The 17356-nt window shown below is 40.4% G+C and carries 13 protein-coding genes and 2 pseudogenes; all 15 read right to left on the reverse strand.

The annotated features are described in order from the left end of the window. Positions 1–81: 81 nt before the first annotated feature. Entirely contained in the window at positions 82–1620 is a 1539-nt protein-coding gene (locus ACQKOF_RS08345) for an acyl-CoA carboxylase subunit beta (RefSeq protein WP_427555375.1), read from the reverse strand. 472 nt (positions 1621–2092) lie between these two features. After that, a complete protein-coding gene (locus ACQKOF_RS08350; protein ID WP_427555377.1) occupies positions 2093–2875 on the reverse strand; it encodes an enoyl-CoA hydratase in 783 nt (260 codons plus the stop codon). Continuing rightward, positions 2872–3789 carry a hydroxymethylglutaryl-CoA lyase gene (locus tag ACQKOF_RS08355; RefSeq protein ID WP_427555379.1) on the reverse strand — a complete coding sequence of 306 codons (918 nt, stop codon included), beginning with the start codon at positions 3787–3789 and terminating at the stop codon, positions 2872–2874. Before ACQKOF_RS08355 ends, ACQKOF_RS08350 begins: the two co-directional genes overlap by 4 nt. A 12-nt stretch (positions 3790–3801) precedes the next feature. After that, the gene (locus ACQKOF_RS08360) at positions 3802–4014 is read right to left on the reverse strand and encodes an acetyl-CoA carboxylase biotin carboxyl carrier protein subunit (RefSeq protein ID WP_031418413.1); all 213 of its coding nucleotides are present in this window, start codon (positions 4012–4014) and stop codon (positions 3802–3804) included. A gap of 89 nt (positions 4015–4103) precedes the next feature. Further along, positions 4104–5462, reverse strand: coding sequence for an acetyl-CoA carboxylase biotin carboxylase subunit (locus tag ACQKOF_RS08365; protein WP_427555382.1), 1359 nt, complete (start codon positions 5460–5462; stop codon positions 4104–4106). 16 nt (positions 5463–5478) lie between these two features. After that, complete coding sequence (locus ACQKOF_RS08370; RefSeq protein WP_427555384.1) at positions 5479–7113, reverse strand: AMP-binding protein; 1635 nt, start codon at positions 7111–7113, stop codon at positions 5479–5481. Positions 7114–7158: 45 nt separating this feature from the next. Next, on the reverse strand, positions 7159–8301 hold the full coding sequence (locus tag ACQKOF_RS08375) for an acyl-CoA dehydrogenase (protein ID WP_427555386.1): 1143 nt from the start codon (positions 8299–8301) through the stop codon (positions 7159–7161). Between the two features lie 457 nt (positions 8302–8758). Further along, on the reverse strand, positions 8759–9376 hold the full coding sequence (locus ACQKOF_RS08380; protein WP_427555409.1) for a TetR/AcrR family transcriptional regulator: 618 nt from the start codon (positions 9374–9376) through the stop codon (positions 8759–8761). Between the two features lie 579 nt (positions 9377–9955). Beyond that, the gene (locus ACQKOF_RS08385; protein WP_427555389.1) at positions 9956–11008 is read right to left on the reverse strand and encodes a YkvI family membrane protein; all 1053 of its coding nucleotides are present in this window, start codon (positions 11006–11008) and stop codon (positions 9956–9958) included. A 76-nt stretch (positions 11009–11084) separates the two neighbouring features. Beyond that, complete coding sequence (gene menC / locus ACQKOF_RS08390) at positions 11085–12191, reverse strand: o-succinylbenzoate synthase (RefSeq protein WP_427555391.1); 1107 nt, start codon at positions 12189–12191, stop codon at positions 11085–11087. Next, entirely contained in the window at positions 12166–13005 is an 840-nt protein-coding gene (locus ACQKOF_RS08395; RefSeq protein WP_427555394.1) for a GNAT family N-acetyltransferase, read from the reverse strand. Before ACQKOF_RS08395 ends, menC begins: the two co-directional genes overlap by 26 nt. 52 nt (positions 13006–13057) lie before the next feature. Further along, the gene (locus tag ACQKOF_RS08400) at positions 13058–14173 is read right to left on the reverse strand and encodes a M20 peptidase aminoacylase family protein (RefSeq protein ID WP_427555396.1); all 1116 of its coding nucleotides are present in this window, start codon (positions 14171–14173) and stop codon (positions 13058–13060) included. 5 nt (positions 14174–14178) lie between these two features. Continuing rightward, on the reverse strand, positions 14179–15045 hold the full coding sequence (locus ACQKOF_RS08405) for a MurR/RpiR family transcriptional regulator (protein WP_427555398.1): 867 nt from the start codon (positions 15043–15045) through the stop codon (positions 14179–14181). A 176-nt stretch (positions 15046–15221) separates the two neighbouring features. Further along, a pseudogene (locus tag ACQKOF_RS08410) lies at positions 15222–16616 on the reverse strand (DNA topoisomerase); the annotation flags it as partial. Next, positions 16594–17356, reverse strand: a pseudogene (tnpC, locus tag ACQKOF_RS08415) (IS66 family transposase); the annotation flags it as partial. The pseudogenes ACQKOF_RS08410 and tnpC, both read right to left, overlap by 23 nt.

The raw sequence follows: 17356 nt of genomic DNA on the forward strand, positions 1-17356 counted from the left end.
TAGCAAGATATCATCATCGACTTTCTATGATGAACAAAAAAAAGCTGCCTCAATTAAACTGAGACAGCATTATTTCAGACTTTATACAGGATTTACTCCATGCTTACGTTCTGAGAATAATAAGTACTTTGACATATAGAGCTCTAAACGTGATTCAAGTGCTTTTCTTAAATCATTTGGCTCAATAACATCGTCAATGATCAGCTCTGAGGCTAGACGATAGACATCGATTTCCTCTTGATATTCCTTGCGTTTCTCTGCAATAAAGCTTGCCTGTTCCTCTTTTGGGAGTTCAGCAATTTTATTTGCGTATACTGCGTTGACCGCAGCTTCTGGACCCATTACAGCAATTTGCGCGTTGGATAGCGCAATACAGCAGTCTGGCTCAAAAGCAGGTCCTGCCATCGCATACAGCCCTGCACCATATGCCTTACGAACAATGACCGTTAATTTTGGAACGGTTGCCTCACTCATGGCAAAAATCATTTTCGCACCATGGCGTATAATCCCTGCTTTTTCAACTTGCGTACCAATCATAAAGCCTGGTACATCTGCAAGGAAAAGAAGCGGAATATTAAACGCATCACAAAGTGAAATGAACTTTGCTGCTTTATCAGCTGAATCGTGGAACAAAACGCCCCCCTTTACGCGAGGTTGGTTGGCAATAATTCCAACCGATTGCCCATTAATGCGCCCTAGCCCTGTAATTAATTCAGGAGCGAATAATTTTTTTACTTCACAAAATGAATCTTCATCAATAATACGATCAATTAACTTATACATATCAAAAGGAACGTTCTGATTTTTCGGTATTAGTTCCTCAATCGATTTCTCAAATGAAGCTGGCGGTTTTGGAATCTCTACCTTCCCGCGCTCTGCAAAGTTGTTCGGGAAATAGCTCAAGTATTTACGGGCATAGGAAATGGCTTCCTGTTCTGTTTTAGCAAGTACATCTCCGCAACCGGAAACAGAACAGTGCATTTTCGCTCCACCCATTGTTTCCAAATCTACCTTCTCACCTATCACCATTTCCGCCATACGTGGGGATCCTAAATACATCGATGCATTGCCCTCTACCATGACTACAATATCGCAGAATGCAGGGATATATGCACCTCCTGCTGCCGAAGGTCCAAACAGTAAGCATATTTGAGGAATTTTACCAGAAAGCTTTACCTGATTATAAAAAATACGTCCTGCTCCTCTTCGACCAGGGAACATTTCTAATTGATCTGTAATACGCGCCCCTGCTGAATCGACTAGATACAGTAATGGGCAATTTAGCTTTTCAGCTGTTTCTTGAATACGAATCATTTTTTCTACTGTACGTTTCCCCCAAGAGCCAGCTTTAATCGTCGAATCGTTTGCTAAGACGCAAACAGTACGGCCATGGATTTTACCGATTCCTGTGACAACGCCATCTGCTGGTAGGTCACCTGCTAAGCAGTTCGCATACAAGCCATCTTCTGACTGAAGTCCATCATCTAATAATAATTCGAGTCGTTCACGTACAAATAGCTTTCCTTGTTGTGCATTTTTATCGTGATATTTTGGCAGGCCCCCTGCTAAAATTTGTTCCTTCATTGTTTTAGTCGTATTTTCTGTCGGTACATTGCTCATAGTTAATTCCTCCTTTTGCCGAATCGGTTACGCCTTAGCATAATTGCGTTAACACTTCGTATTTCTTCTCTCTTACATACACATAATTTTTACCTAGATTTCAGATCATCAACAAAGTGTGAGGTTGACTTCCATTCCGACTGGGCGCTTTGTTGCTGACGCTTCGCTTTCGCACAGAAAACATCCGCTTCGCTGCAGGGTCTCGGGCCAACAGATGTTTTTTGCGCGAAAGCGTAGTGCTAACGTAGCGGCAGCAACGTGTTTTGTCTGTGCGAAAGCGTAGCGACAGCAACAGCACAATGTTGATCACGAAGGCGTTATCACAGGACGTGATGGTTTTAGCCTTCGTTCCTCTATTGTTGATCCCCGAGGAGTCGCCCAGCCTCCACTCCAATCAACTTTTAGTCTTGGCATAGATTATCTTCAACTTTTGATTTAGGCATGCCTTTGCCTTTTGGTTAAATGCCTCCATTTATTTCCCTACATATTGCGGTGTTCGCTTTTCCTGGAAAGCTAGTAAGCCCTCTAATCGATCTTCTGTAGGAATCAGAGCATTATATGCAAGTGATTCGATTTTTAAACCAGTAGCTAAATCTACTTCAACACCTTGATTCATTGCGATTTTTGCCTGTACTAAAGAAAGCGGAGCATTTTTTGCCATTTCGAACGCAAGCTGCTGAGCCTTTTCAAGTACTTCATGTCCCTCATGAACATACTCTACAATACCGTAGCTTCTTGCTTCCTCTGCATTTAATCGACGTGCTGTATAAATTAATTCCTTCGCTTTTCCAATGCCAATTAGTCGCGGAAGTCGTTGTGTGCCTCCTGCCCCTGGGATGATGCCGAGAGATGTCTCTGTAAGGCCTATCTTTGCATGTGCAGCTGCAAGACGTAAATCACAGGCTAACGCTAGTTCGAGCCCGCCACCAAAAGCAACACCATTTAATACGGCGATAACTGGTTGAGCGAGTGCTTCTACTTTCGCTACTGTTGCCCCGATTAATTGCACAATCTGCTTTACTTGTCGGTCTGGCATCCCTTTACGCTCTTTTAAATCTGCTCCTGCGCAAAAAGCTTTTTCCCCTGCCCCTGTTAGTAAGACGACTCGCACTGCCGGATCACCATTTATGTTGTCGAGTGTCGTGCTCAGTTCTTGGAGTAATTGTACAGACATTGCATTCGCAGCTTCAGGTCTGGAAAGTGTGATAAGCCCAATGCAACCATCTAATAATTCAAAGCGAACGAGTTGCGTCATAATTGACTTGCACTCCTTTCATTACGGGCAATTGCCATTTGTTTAGAGGCAACTGCTTTCCCTAGTTTCTGTTCAATAAATAGCGCCGCCTCTAGCACTTTATTCAGTTCTACACCCGTGTTAATACCCATTCCATCTAATAAATACAATAAATCCTCTGTGGCTACATTACCTGATGCTCCTTTGGCATATGGACAGCCTCCAAGCCCACCAAGTGCGCTATCAAACTTGGTAATTCCCATTTCTAAAGATTTAACAATATTCGCTAGTGCTGTGCCACGTGTATCATGAAAATGCATCGCAAAATTTTCCACAGGGTATCTTTTTAACAATTCTTCTAAAAGACTTTCCACCTGTGTCGGTACACCAACACCAATCGTGTCACCAAGCGAAATTTCATCGACACCCATTTCTAATAATTTTTCTGTTACTCGCAAAACCTTTTCTGGTTGTATGTAGCCTTCATATGGACACCCAATCACCGTTGAGATATAACCTCGGACATTTTTATGCGCTGCCTTTGCCCCTACAACTACTTCCTCTAATATCGGGAATGTTTCATTAATTGCTTTATTTATATTGCTTTGATTGTGGCTTTCACTTGCCGACATAAAAATGCTCACTTCATCTACTTCAACCTGCAATGCACGTTCTAATCCACGCATGTTCGGTACGAGTGCCGCATACGTTATATCTTTTTGGCGTTTAATGGCTTGAAGTACCTCCACTGCATCTGCCAGCTGTGGAATCCACTTCGGATGCACAAAAGAAGTTACCTCGATATAATTCAATCCAGTTTGGCTAAGTAAATTCACTAGCTGTACTTTATCGGCAGTTGCAAGATGCATTTTCTCATTTTGCAAACCGTCACGAGGACCTACTTCCTTTAACGTTACATGCTTTGGTAGCTGCATAAAGAAGCCTCCTTATTCGATTTCTAAAATATCATCATCAACGTTAATGAAATCCCCTTCGTTCGCAATGATTTTTGTTACTACGCCATCTTCTTCTGCTGCAATAGGAATCTCCATTTTCATCGACTCTAAAATTGCCACATCTTGTCCTGCTGTTACTTTCTCGCCCTCTGCTACAACGATCTTCCATACTGTTCCTGCCATGCTCGCTTTAACTGTTGCCATTGTAAATCCCTCCAAATGTATGAATGTATGAATGTATGAATGTACGGATAACGCATTCGCACTAATTGTTTAAGTGCGAATGCTTTAATTCACTTCGTTTCCGCTAATTGAGGTAGATAATATTCATCTACAAATTTAGTTGTTGTATAGCCCTTTAAAAATTGTTCATGTGTGACTGTTTTTAACAGCATCGGAATATTTGTTTGAATTCCTTCTACTTTATACGCTTTAAGTGCCTCAATAAGTCTTTCACATGCAATTGCTCGTGTTTCTCCCCACACTACTAATTTGCTAATCATTGGATCGTAAAAAGGTGTTACCGTAGTACCAGCCTCTACTCCGCATTCATGACGAATACCTTCACCTGTAGGTAATTCAAAAGCCGTGATTGTGCCTGGAGAAGGGAAAAAGGTCGAAGGATTTTCGGCGTAGATACGTACTTCAATCGCATGCCCTTTTCTTTGTATGCTATCGCGAGTAAATGCTAATGGTTGTTTAGCTGCAATCTTTAATTGCTCCTCTACAAGATCCAGCTTTGTAATTTCCTCTGTCACTGGATGCTCCACCTGTAGACGAGTATTCATCTCTAAGAAATAAAAGTTTTGCGCTGCATCTACTAAATACTCAATCGTTCCAGCATTCACATAGCCAATATGCTGAACTGCCTTGACTGACGCATCTAGCATACTTTTTCTTGTTTCTTCAGAAATGAAAGGAGATGGTGCCTCCTCAACTACTTTTTGATTTCTGCGTTGAATCGAGCACTCACGTTCAAATAGTGGTACGACATTGCCATCATGGTCCGCAATAATTTGTACCTCAACGTGATGAGGATTAGCAATAAATCGTTCCATATACATCGTGCCATCACCAAAGAATGACTGTGCACGCTTTTGATTTCCTTCAAAGGCTTTTGCCAATTCCTCTGCATTTTCAACGAGTTGCATTCCGATACCCCCACCGCCAGCAGAGGCTTTTAACATAATTGGATAGCCTAGATGGGAAGCAATTTCTATAGCTTCTGTTACATCTTTCACCGGTGCCTCTACGCCTTCAACTATTGGTACACCTGCTGCCTTCATTGTTTTTCGGGCTTCTAATTTACTACCCATCGAAGCAATCACGTCCGCACTTGGCCCAATAAAAACTAAGCCCGCCTCTGTACAACGTTTAGCAAACTCAGCGTTTTCTGATAATAAACCATAGCCTGGATGAACAGCGTCAGCACCGCTTTCCTTCGCCACCTCAAGAATACGATCAATATTTAAATAGCTTTGTGCAACAGGTGGTTTTCCGATACAGAACGCCTCATCCGCTTCCTTAACATGTAAGCTTTCAGCGTCAGCCTCGGAATATACCGCAACTGTTTGAACATTTAGTCGTTTGCATGTTCTTATAACACGCCTTGCTATCTCTCCACGATTTGCAATTAAAATCTTCTTGAACATAACACCGGCCCCCTTTTTACTTCACTGTTGCACCAAAACTCTCTCGCAATCTATATTTTTGGACTTTTCCTGATGCAGTCATCGGATAGTCGTCGATAAAGAAAATATGCCGTGGTATTTTATGTCTAGAGATTTTATCCCGACAATAATCCCGAATCTCTTCCTCTGTTGCCTGCTCTCCTTCTCGCAAAATGATCCAAGCTGCCGCTTCCTCTCCATAAACAGGATCAGGAACACCTGCAACTTGTACATCTGCAATTTTTTGGTGTGTGTAAAGGAATTCTTCAATTTCTCGAGGAGACACATTTTCACCACCACGAATAATCATATCTTTTAAACGCCCTGTTACACGTACATAACCCGCCTCATCCATCGTTGCCAAATCCCCGGTATGCAGCCAACCAGCCTCATCAATTGCAAGAAGCGTTTCTTCTGGGTTTTTATAGTAACCTTTCATGACATGATAGCCTCTCGTACATAGCTCCCCTTGCTCATTCGGCGCAGCTTCTTCGTTGGTACCAGGAATGACAATTTTAACTTCTAGATTTGGCAATGCGCGGCCAACTGTTTCAACCTTTAACATTAGCGGGTCATCTGCTCTCGTTTGTGTAATAACAGGTGAGGATTCTGTTTGCCCGTAACAAATCGTAATATCCTTCATCCCTATTTTGTCGATAACGGCCTTCATCACCTCAATAGGACAGTTAGAGCCAGCCATTACTCCAGTACGCAACGTTGATAGATCAAAAGACTCAAAATTCGGTAAATTCAGTTCACTAATGAACATCGTTGGTACGCCATGTAACGCGGTACACTTTTCTTTTTCAACCGTTTGTAACACCTCGGCAGCTGAAAATTCCTGTACTGGCACCATCGTCCCGCCACTAGTTGTAATTGCTAATGTTCCAATTACACAGCCAAAGCAATGGAAGAATGGGACAGGGATGCACAAGCGATCTTCATAAGTTAAACGCATACATTCTGCAATATTAATCGCATTATTGACTAAGTTATAATGCGTTAACATAACACCTTTCGGAAAACCTGTTGTTCCCGAAGTATATTGAATATTAATAACATCATCATAATGAAGCTCTTGCTGTCTTTGATCTAATTGCTCCTCTGTTATTTGCTCTGCAGCAGATAAAACATCAGACCAGTTTAGCACTCCAGGGTATTTTGTCTCGCCAATTAAAATAACATTTTTCAATAAAGGTAGTCGCTTTGATTGCAAATTACCTGGTTCACAATGTTCAAGCTCTGGACATAACTCTTGCAGTGTATTCAGAAAAGAATGGTCTCGATAATTTTCAATTAAAATAATCGTTTTTGCATCGGATTGCTTCAATAAATATTCCAACTCGCTTGAACGATAATTAGTGTTGACAGTTACGATAGGAGCACCCATTTTACCTGTACCAAATTGCAGCTGTACCCATTCCGGGACATTGGTCGTCCATACTGCAATATGCTCGCCCTTCTCTATTCCAAGAGCCATCAACCCTTTAGCTACTAAACGACTTTGCCGATTGAGCTCCTCGTAGGTCATACGTAAATCCCTGTCTGCATACACTAGTGCTTCCCGCTGTGGATACTTTTCAGATTGTTCATCTAGCAATTGACCAATAGTTTGATACACAAGTTCTGCCATGAAAATCCTCCTTATTTATGCCATTTAAGATAATTAACAGCCAAATTAACAGCCAATTAGACGAGAAATAACGAGACGTTGAATTTCAGACGTTCCTTCACCGATTTCCATTAACTTAATGTCACGCAGATGACGCTCTACGTCGTATTCTTTCATATATCCTGAACCGCCGTGAATTTGAATGGCTTGATTACAAGTGCGGAAGCCCATTTCAGAAGCAAATAATTTTGCCATTGCCGCTTCCTTCCCGAACGGTTTCTTTTGATCTTTAAGCCATGCCGCCTTATGTACTAACGTACGTGCAAGCTCTATCTCCATTGCCATATCGGCTAATTTAAATTGTATTGCCTGAAGTTTTGATATTGGTGCACCAAATTGTTCACGTTCTTTTGCGTATTTTAATGCTTTCTCATAAGCTGCCTGTGCAATTCCTACAGATAATGCTGCTATAGAAATACGCCCGCCGTCTAAAGTATTTAAAAATTGACTAAATCCTCGTTTTTCATCCCCTAAAAGATTAGCCTTTGGTACACGAACGTTTTGCAAAATAATCTCACACGTATTAGAGCCACGTACGCCCATTTTGTCGTAATTGCAGTTGATCGTTACGCCAGGAGTATTAGTCGGTACAATGATAGCTGAGATAATTTTTTTACCATCTTCACGTTTACCTGTCACTGCTGTCACAATAATTTGACGTGAATGGCCAGCATTTGTGATCCAGCATTTTTCACCATTAATGATGTAATCATCACCATCAATTACGGCTGTTGTACGTGTCCCACCTGCATCTGAACCTGCATTAGGCTCTGTTAAACCAAACGAACCTAATGTTTCCCCCTTCGCTAACGGAACAAGCCATTCCTGCTTTTGCTCCTCTGTGCCGAAATTGTAAATAGGTGAAGCACCTAAGCTAACTGCTGCTGCATAGCTTAATCCTGTGCCGCCACACGCACGACCGATTTCTTCAACAGCAAGTGCATAGGAAACCGTATCTCCGCCTGAACCGCCGTACTCTTCAGGAAATGGGATACCTAATAAGCCTAGCTCTGCCATCTTTTTAAAACTCTCTATTCTCATCGTCGATGTCTCGTCAACCTCACGAGCATACGGTTTAATTTCATTTTCAGCAAAATCACGCACCATGTCTCGAATCATCGCTTGCTCTTTCGTTAGTTCAAAGTTCATTCCCAGTCCCCCTAATGTTTAATGTGCCATAGCAGATTTCGTTCAGATGTCAGTTGCCAAAAATCAATTATGCCTCGGCATAATTGCGTCCGGAATCGGCTTTGTGCCTAGGCCTGCACGATGCAGGTCAGTTAGCCGTTATCGCATGAATGCGATGATTTTAGGCTAACATCCCCTAAGAACTCCTTTCCGATTCCGTGACATCCGCCGGAGGCTTTGGGCCAACAGATGTTTTTTGCGCGAAAGCGTAGTGCTAACGCAGCGTCAGCGGCATGATGTTGGTCACTCAGTCGTGTGTTGCTGTCGCTGCGCTTTCGCACAGATAAATTGCCACAGGACGTGGCGTTCTTAGACTGAGTTCCTTTATTTCAACGGGTATTTGGACACCCGTTGAAATAAGTTAATACCGACTAGTCGGTTTGTATTAATTATTAATAAAACCAGTTTTTGCTACTGGCTACCCCTTTACCATAAATTGAACGGCTTCTTCCATTGCTTGTTCAGTGACAATCGCACGCAATACCATATCCGTAAATACTTCTGTAATTTCCTCCATTGTTAATGGACCTGATTGCTTAAACCATTTATATGTCCAGTTAATCATCCCAACAATAGCCATCGTTACGATAGTACAAGGTAGTTCCGTACGAAAATCCTTTGTTTGCTGGCCTTCCGCTATGACTTTTTGTAAAATATCCCGATATTGATCACGTTTTTTATGAATAATTTCACTATATTCCTCTGGTAATGAACGACTTTCCTCATAAAAAACAGTAATATGTGCTTGGTACATATCAAATACTTGTGTCAGTGTTTGCAGCATTGCACATAAACGTGTAATTGGTGTATCGTATTTGTCATATGCCTCCTGTGACTGTTTAATAACATATGAAATAAATACATCGTGAATTTCATACAACAATTCATCTTTCGATTTAAAATTATGATAAAATCCACCCTTTGATGCACCAATATATTCAACAATGCGATCAACAGTGACATTGCGATAGCCATCTTCCTGAAATAGCACTACAGAAGCGTCAACAATGCGTTGTTTTAATGTTTTCTTTACCATAGGCATCTATCATCCTTCTTATAACTCTTTACTCCATCACTCCTTATAATTAGAAAAAGTTTTGGGTCATCGCCATAGCATGGGTTGATTTCCGTTCCGGCTGGGCGCTTTCCTGGGGGGCGTCCGATGAGCCGCTTCACTCACGCTGCTCGCTCCAGGGTCTCGGGCCAACACGATGTTGGTCACGAAGGCGTTATCACAGGATGTGATGGTTTTAGCCTTCGTTCCTCTTTCGCTGATCCCCAAGGAGTCGCCCAGCCTCCACTCCAATCAACTTACGCATATGGCATATATTTTAGCAAAATGCCATACCATCTCTCGATGACGAAACCTGATTTTTCTTAATTATAAAAAAACTATGACACCATTAATATAGCATTCGCAAAAATTAGTGTCCAGCTTCAAGATAGATTTTATTTATAATTACGAGAATTTATTCTACATAAAGCAGAATTTCGCAGTTCGGCACAAGTGAACAAACATACACTTACTGTATGAATTCAACCTTGTTCTCATTACTAATATCCTAAAAAAATTCCCTAGCGCTGTACAATAACGCTAGAGAATCTCAAAAACAATTTATAAAGATTTTGGTATTTTACGTAGCCACGAGATGATAATCGCAATGATTAATGCAAAACCTAAATACCCCATTGTTGAATAAACCTTGCCAACTAATGTCGTGAACCCTACTAAACTCGCGACAAAGCCTATTAAGCCAATCACCACAATACCCAATTTAAAATATTGATGATCAGGCGCTATAAAACGTACTGTAAATGCATAAAGCATCCCTACAGCTGTATTGTACATCATGCCTAATAAAGCAATGGACATTAAGATACCCACTACAGGATGAATTTGTTTTGCTAGCTCTAATGTCGGCATTGCAGCCCCACTAACTACGTCCATTTTAACGAACATAGCGATATTAATTAGTATGATTAAGACACCGAGCATTCCCCCCCCAAGAAGACCGCCTAAACCAGCAATATTACGCTCTTTTACTGTTCCCCCCATAACAATTAACATCGCAGTACCAGCAGCTATGTTATAAGATACATAAAGCAGAGCCCCAAGTATCCAATTTGAAGCCGCAGATGTTTGCCCTTTCGCTAACACATTCTGTTCTGCAATGGTTAAGTCCATTGTGAAAATGGAGTAAATTAAAATAATAAAAACGATTCCCATTAAATATGGTGTCACTAAAGCTATTATATTAATAATATTTTTTACATTTAATAGCAATGTTAAAATCGTAATGATTACCATAAAAATACTGCCAATCATCGGATTTATACTAAACATTTGCTCGAATGTTGACCCCGATCCAGCAAACATAACAACCGCAACACCAAATAAGAAGAATGTAATGACAATATCTAATAGTACCCCAACATAACGTCCACCAATTTGATATATAACATCTTTATGGGATGTCGTTTGTGAATCCGCTCCTAATTGCGCTAGACTCATCCCTAAAAAGGCAAATGCAATTGTTGCGACAATTCCTCCTGCTATACCGTAAAGACCAAAGCTCGTAAAGTATTGCATAATTTCTTGTCCTGATGCAAAGCCAGCACCAACGATTAATCCTACAAACGCGCCACCTATCTGCCAACTTTTTTTCATAGAACACCTGCTTATCTAATCAATTATATTCATAGGCTTCCTAACGAGATATACTTCTTGTACTACTCAGGTCACGCTATTTATATGTTTTCTGCGCTACTGTGAATAAATCGATTGTCTCCCTGTTCACTTCATAGCCGATACCCGCTTTGTGGGGAACTTCAATATAACCGTCCTTCACCACAACTTCTGGGTCGATAATATCCTTTTCCCAATAACGACTTGAACCTGCAGTATCTCCAGGTAAAATAAAATTCGATAATGTAGTTAATGCCACGTTATGTGCACGACCAATACCAGACTCAAGCATGCCTCCACACCAGACCGGAATGTTATTTGCTTCACAATAATCATGTATGTTCTTTGCTTCTGTTAAGCCACCAACACGTCCAATTTTAATGTTAATAATTTTAGTACTGCCTAACTCAACAGCTTTACGTGCATCCTCTAACGAATGGATACTTTCATCCAAGCAAATTGGCGTATCAATTAATTTTTGTAATGCTGCGTGGTCAATGATGTCATCTGACGCCAATGGTTGCTCGATCATCGTTAAATTAAAAGCATCTAGCTGCTTGAGCGTTTCAGCATCTTCGAGACGATAAGCTGAATTTGCATCCGCCATAAATGCCACATCAGGGAACGCTTCACGTAATGTACGCATGACTTCTACATCCCAACCTGGCTTGATTTTGATTTTCATTCGTTTATAGCCTTCTTTAACAAAACCATCTACTAACGCTACTAAGTCCTCGATTGATTTTTGAATACCAATACTGATTCCTACTTCAATGTTGCCCTTTTTGCCACCGAGTGCAGCTGCAAGTGATTGATTCGTCTGTTGAGCATAAATATCCCAAATAGCACCTTCAATCGTTGATTTCGCCATATTATTTTTGCGAATCGGTTTAAATAGCTCATTGACCTCATCCGGATGCTGAAGCTCTTTATTTAAAATAAGAGGAATTAAAAAATCCTCTAGCATATGCCAGTTCGTTTGCAATGTTTCCTCGTTGTACCAAGGTGAATGGAACGCTACAGATTCTCCCCAACCGACTGTTCCTGCTTCATCTTTTGCCTCTAAAACTAAAAAGTCTTTATCATCAAATGTGCCAAAACTAGTTGTAAATGGTTCTTTTAATTTCATTTTTAAATGTCTAATGGTAATTTCTGCAATCTTCATATTCGTTTGCTCCTTCCAGACCTAAAGTTTCTAATTTTACGAGAACATACTCGTTGTAATGTTCTTGCTGTTGCAATTGAACTGCCGCATAACCTTGTGCAAATAATCGTTGTAATATATATCTCGTTTTGAAGCGCCAGTCCAATGCTAATGTTGGATCTTGCAGCTTCAATGCTTGAAAATCCTTTGGCACAGGTAGTGTATATAAATCTTTGTTATATTTTAAATTTTCAGTTATATTCAAGTGTGGAAATCCTTGTTCATTTAGTACACAGCTTGCCACTGGTATGGCATCCGTTGTATCTATTGAAACATTTTTACTTACGTAATCAGAGGTTATATACCAGCACACCTCAAAACGATCTGAAGGTAATCCCTTATTTAAGCCATCCTGCATTTCACCGTAGCAGTTTTCTATATACGTATAACAAATACCCTTTAATTTGGACAGATTGAGAAAACCATTTCGTGTTTCCAGCGGATCAAAGGTCCACACCATTAAATCGTAACCCCGCTCAATAGCAATAGCTTGCTGGGCATATTTTAATTGTTCACCTATTCCTTTGGAGCGGTAATTTTCATCTATCCCTAACATATGGGAGCATAGGTAACTTTTGCCCTCTCGAAATCCCGAAAAGCCATAGCTAAAGCCAACTAATTGATCACCATCAAAGGCACCAACAACGATACCGCCATTTTTCACAGCCGTTAAAGTTTGATGAATGGGAATAGAAGGCATGCTCCAAACGTCATATTCCAATTGTTGAACTTGCTCCAGCTGTTCGATTGTCTTTATTTCCCTTACGTCAATCATTGCTATCACTTCTTTCTATACTTTATCCCATATTAACGGCCTAACTTAGGGTCTATAAAGCTCTTAAAATAGCTCTCGTAATAATGTTCACACCTGTAATAAGCCGCTCTCGATTAAAGGTCATTTTCGGATGATGTAATCCTGGTGTTACACCACAACCTAAGCCAAGCATTGTTGCTTTCAGATTCGGACGCTCATACGTATAAAAATGGAAATCTTCTCCTCCAGGAGTGACGACTGGTGAAGCGCATGCTTTTTCACCGACTGTGTCAACAATAGCCGAATTCATATGTTGTAATGCCTCATCATTCACTAACGCTGCAACAATAAATGCATCAACATGTAAGGAAATTTTCGCACCATACATCGCTTCTACCGATGCCTTTACACGTTCAATACCATCTGTGATAGCTTGCATTACTTCATTTGTTTGTGCTCGTGCATCAATACTAAATGTTGCTTTCCCAGGAATAATATTTGTAGCAGTACCTCCTGCATTAAATTGCGTCATTTTAACTGACGCTGAGACAGTGGGGTCCGTCCAAATTTTTTGTAAACCTTCTACAATCGCTGCCCCTACCTCAATAGCATTAATGCCAAGTTCAGGTCGTGCGCCATGTGCCTCTTCTCCAATAATGGTCCCAGTAAAAAGCTTTGCCGCACCATGGTACAATGCTGGGGCATACGTTCCGTCCTGTAATTCTTTTAATGGACGAACATGAACACCAAATAAGTATTTTAGATGATCAATAAGCCCCTTCTCAACGAATGCGCGAGCTCCCTGTGCCTTCTCTTCAGCAGGCTGGAAAAGAATACGTACAGCGCCGGGAAGTAAATGCTCCATATCCTTTAACACTAGTGCCGTCCCAATAGCCATCGTCATGTGACCATCATGACCACAAGAATGATTGGCCTTAAATTCACCATCTACTTCCTGCCATAATGCATCAATATCCGTACGAAATCCGACTCTCGGTATCCCTTCCCCGATATCTACATACAGTCCCGTCATATCCTCGAACAACTGAGGCTCCATCTGTGCCTCCTTCAATAAATTGGCGATGTATTGCGTTGTCTTCTTCTCCTGCCAGCTAATTTCCGGATGCTCATGAAGATGTGTAAAAATATCAGCCAATCTCGGCTGTAAGTTTTGTAAAGCTTGGTTCATTTTATTCAACTCCATCGATTTGCTAAAAAGCTATTTTGGAAATCATCATATTTTACGCGTTGATTTTCATAATAGTCGTGATCTTGTGCAGTCATACCTGCAATTAGTGTATTTAAAAATGAGATCAGTGCAGGCATTGCATCAATCGTAGACATTTCCTGTTGTTCATTCACAAAAGTAATCGTCGCATATTGCGTGATAGGCGCAATTTTAGAATCCGTAATACCAATAATCTCACAATGTTTTTCTTGAATTTCAGCTGCCAACTGAATCGGTTCTTTAAAATAACGATGGAACGACAAAATAATGACTACACTGTCCTCATCAATTTCTTGTAAAGCTCTAATGATTTCACTAGTTTCAAAATCTAAAAGCGCTACGTTAGGACGTAACATATTTAACGTAAAATACAACCATTGTGCCGCTAAATGAGAGGACCCATTCCCAACAATATAGATTTTTTTCTTCGTATGCAGCAGGATGGCAGCACGATTAAAATCTGCCTCGTTAATGTTCTTAGCAACATTTAAAATACTCGATGCATCCTTTTCCATTGTTTTTTCATAAAAACGTGGCGTTTCAAAAAGTGCCTGCTTTGATTGCAAATAACTGTGCAAGCTACTAGCATTGCCTTCATTGAATAGCTGCATCGTAATCTCCCGCTGCAACTCAGCATAACCCGATAATCCTATAGCGTAGCAAAAGCGGATAACCGTCGTTTCACTTACCCCTGCCTTCTCCCCCACATATGCAGCTGAATGAACACCGACAGTCTGCAAATTTTTGAGGATAAAGATCGCTACCTTTTGCTGACTCTTCGAAAGCTCCTGGTATTTATGTTGAATGACTTGTTGAATTGTTTGATTATCCATTATAGAAGTACGTCCTTCTAATTTTATTTTTTGAAGTTTAAACTTCATTTTCATGTTACATACAGTAGCATAAATATTTTCACAATTCAACATATTTTCTGAAATTTCTGTTTATAACGAATGAAAAAGCGGGAATGTTAATTTATTTAACACTCCCGCTGTTTTATTATTTATAACTATTCGTCAAACTTCATCCCTTTTAACAAATCCGCAAACGCATTATTAATAGGTTCAGCTTCTTTTTCTTGCTGCTTCATGTATTTCTGCACGCTACGCTTATCTACTTTGCCACCGCCTTCTTTTTTACGGCGAGCTTCAAAAGCAGATAGTTTCTCACGATATCCACATTTACATACAAAGATTTGGCCATCACCTTCACCACGTAGTTCTAGCTTTTTCTTACACTGCGGGCATCGTGCGTTTGTGACGCGAGATACGTTTTTACGATGTCCACAATCACGGTCTTGGCAGACAAGCATTTTGCCTTTTTTACCGTTGACTTCAAGCATTGGCTTGCCACAATCAGGACAGGACTTTGTTGAGATATTGTCATGCTTATATTTTTTATCACTTGCTTTAATTTCAGCGACTATTTCTTTCGTGTGCATTTTCATTTCATTGATGAACACGTCTTTTTTTAACTTACCTTTTGAAATTAGCTCAAGCTTTTGTTCCCACTCGGCTGTTGTCGCAGGAGAACGTAATTCTTCAGGCACTAAGTCAAGCAATTGACGACCTTTAGATGTAATGTAAATTTCTTTGCCGCCACGTTTTTCAATTAAGAATGAATTAAATAGCTTCTCAATAATATCTGCTCGTGTTGCAACTGTCCCTAACCCGCCTGTTGATTTCAACGTATCTACAAGTTTCTTGTCGTTCGTTTCCATATACTTCGTAGGATTTTCCATAGCTGATAGTAATGTCGCTTCTGTAAAACGTGCTGGTGGTTTTGTTTGACCAGATGTTTGGGCAATTAACTTTGTTTTTAACACTTGTCCTTGTTCTAAACGAGGAAGCAGTTGCTCTTTGACATCATCCGTTGATTCTTCATCATCAAAACGATTTTGATATACTTCTTTCCAACCAGCAATAGTGACTGTTTTCCCTTTGGCAATAAATTTCTCATTACCGATTTGAGCTTGTACTGTTAATTGCTCATATTCTTGTGCTGGGAATAATACAGCTAAAAATCGTTTTACTACTAAATCATAAATTTTACGCTCTTTATCATTGAATGCAGATAAGTTCACATAGCCTTCAGTTGGAATAATAGCATGGTGATCGGATACTTTACTGTCATCTACAAATGATTTATTCGCTTTAATCGGCTTAGTTAAAATTTTATTCGTAAATGTACGGTATTCGCCGATGCCACATGCTTTTAGACGCTCAGGTAATGTGCCTACAATATCAGATGATAAATAACGTGAATCCGTTCGAGGGTATGTCAGCACTTTATGAGATTCATATAGCTTTTGCATAATATTTAATGTTTCTTTTGCCGAATAGCCAAATAATTTATTGGCATCTCGCTGTAATTCTGTTAAATCATAAAGACCTGGGGCAAATGAAAATCGGTAAATTTGGCAATTCTGTCATTAACGTCACTAGGTATTGATAGAAATCGATGCCGTTTGCTTTTGCCGTTTCAGCCAAACTTAAACAGATGGCATTCGCTTTAGCACCGGCTTCACTAACAGAAAAAAGCCAGTTCTTGCGACCAATCACAGTTGGGCGAATCGCATTTTCAGCTGGATTATTATCGATTTCAATCCTACCGTCGAACAGAAAAGCTTTTAAACCGTGGATACGATTTAATGTGTATTCTGCAGCTTTGGCTAAGGCATTTTTTCCGAAGAAAGGTGATTCATCCACCCATTTTAAGAATTTCTCTACAATCGGCTTTGAATGTTTTTGCCTTGCTTTTCGGCGTTTACCTGGTGAAAGATGCTTAAATTGGCGTTCTAAATCATATAGTTGATCACAATAATCGACGCCAATTTTGCCGTTTTTGCTATCAGCTTTCAGCTTTCAGCCAATAGCGTCGCACATGCGCCCAACAGTTGGCGAACGTAACGTCAGGTAGATTCCCGTATGCAGAATAACCATCACAAATCACAGTTCCTTGAAAACCAGCTGTAAAGTCTTCTAATACAGAACGGCTTCTCGATAAAGCGCTTTGAAAAAGAACGATGATCGGCCCTTGACTTGGCACGCTTCGGAACACCCAATTATAGGCGTTCGATTGACCAGATTTTCCGTCTGAACGTTTGATTATTTGCGCATAGGTTTCATCCACATGTAGAACAGA

It is taken from the genome of Lysinibacillus sp. NPDC093190 (assembly GCF_050280425.1).
Lineage (GTDB): Bacteria > Bacillota > Bacilli > Bacillales_A > Planococcaceae > Lysinibacillus.

Coding starts and splice junctions, on each gene's coding strand:
- ACQKOF_RS08345 (WP_427555375.1), bottom strand. CDS start 1,620: ATGAGCAATGTACCGACAGAAAATACGACTAAAACAATGAAGGAACAA.
- ACQKOF_RS08350 (WP_427555377.1), bottom strand. CDS start 2,875: ATGACGCAACTCGTTCGCTTTGAATTATTAGATGGTTGCATTGGGCTT.
- ACQKOF_RS08355 (WP_427555379.1), bottom strand. CDS start 3,789: ATGCAGCTACCAAAGCATGTAACGTTAAAGGAAGTAGGTCCTCGTGAC.
- ACQKOF_RS08360 (WP_031418413.1), bottom strand. CDS start 4,014: ATGGCAACAGTTAAAGCGAGCATGGCAGGAACAGTATGGAAGATCGTT.
- ACQKOF_RS08365 (WP_427555382.1), bottom strand. CDS start 5,462: ATGTTCAAGAAGATTTTAATTGCAAATCGTGGAGAGATAGCAAGGCGT.
- ACQKOF_RS08370 (WP_427555384.1), bottom strand. CDS start 7,113: ATGGCAGAACTTGTGTATCAAACTATTGGTCAATTGCTAGATGAACAA.
- ACQKOF_RS08375 (WP_427555386.1), bottom strand. CDS start 8,301: ATGAACTTTGAACTAACGAAAGAGCAAGCGATGATTCGAGACATGGTG.
- ACQKOF_RS08380 (WP_427555409.1), bottom strand. CDS start 9,376: ATGGTAAAGAAAACATTAAAACAACGCATTGTTGACGCTTCTGTAGTG.
- ACQKOF_RS08385 (WP_427555389.1), bottom strand. CDS start 11,008: ATGAAAAAAAGTTGGCAGATAGGTGGCGCGTTTGTAGGATTAATCGTT.
- menC (WP_427555391.1), bottom strand. CDS start 12,191: ATGAAGATTGCAGAAATTACCATTAGACATTTAAAAATGAAATTAAAA.
- ACQKOF_RS08395 (WP_427555394.1), bottom strand. CDS start 13,005: ATGATTGACGTAAGGGAAATAAAGACAATCGAACAGCTGGAGCAAGTT.
- ACQKOF_RS08400 (WP_427555396.1), bottom strand. CDS start 14,173: ATGAACCAAGCTTTACAAAACTTACAGCCGAGATTGGCTGATATTTTT.
- ACQKOF_RS08405 (WP_427555398.1), bottom strand. CDS start 15,045: ATGGATAATCAAACAATTCAACAAGTCATTCAACATAAATACCAGGAG.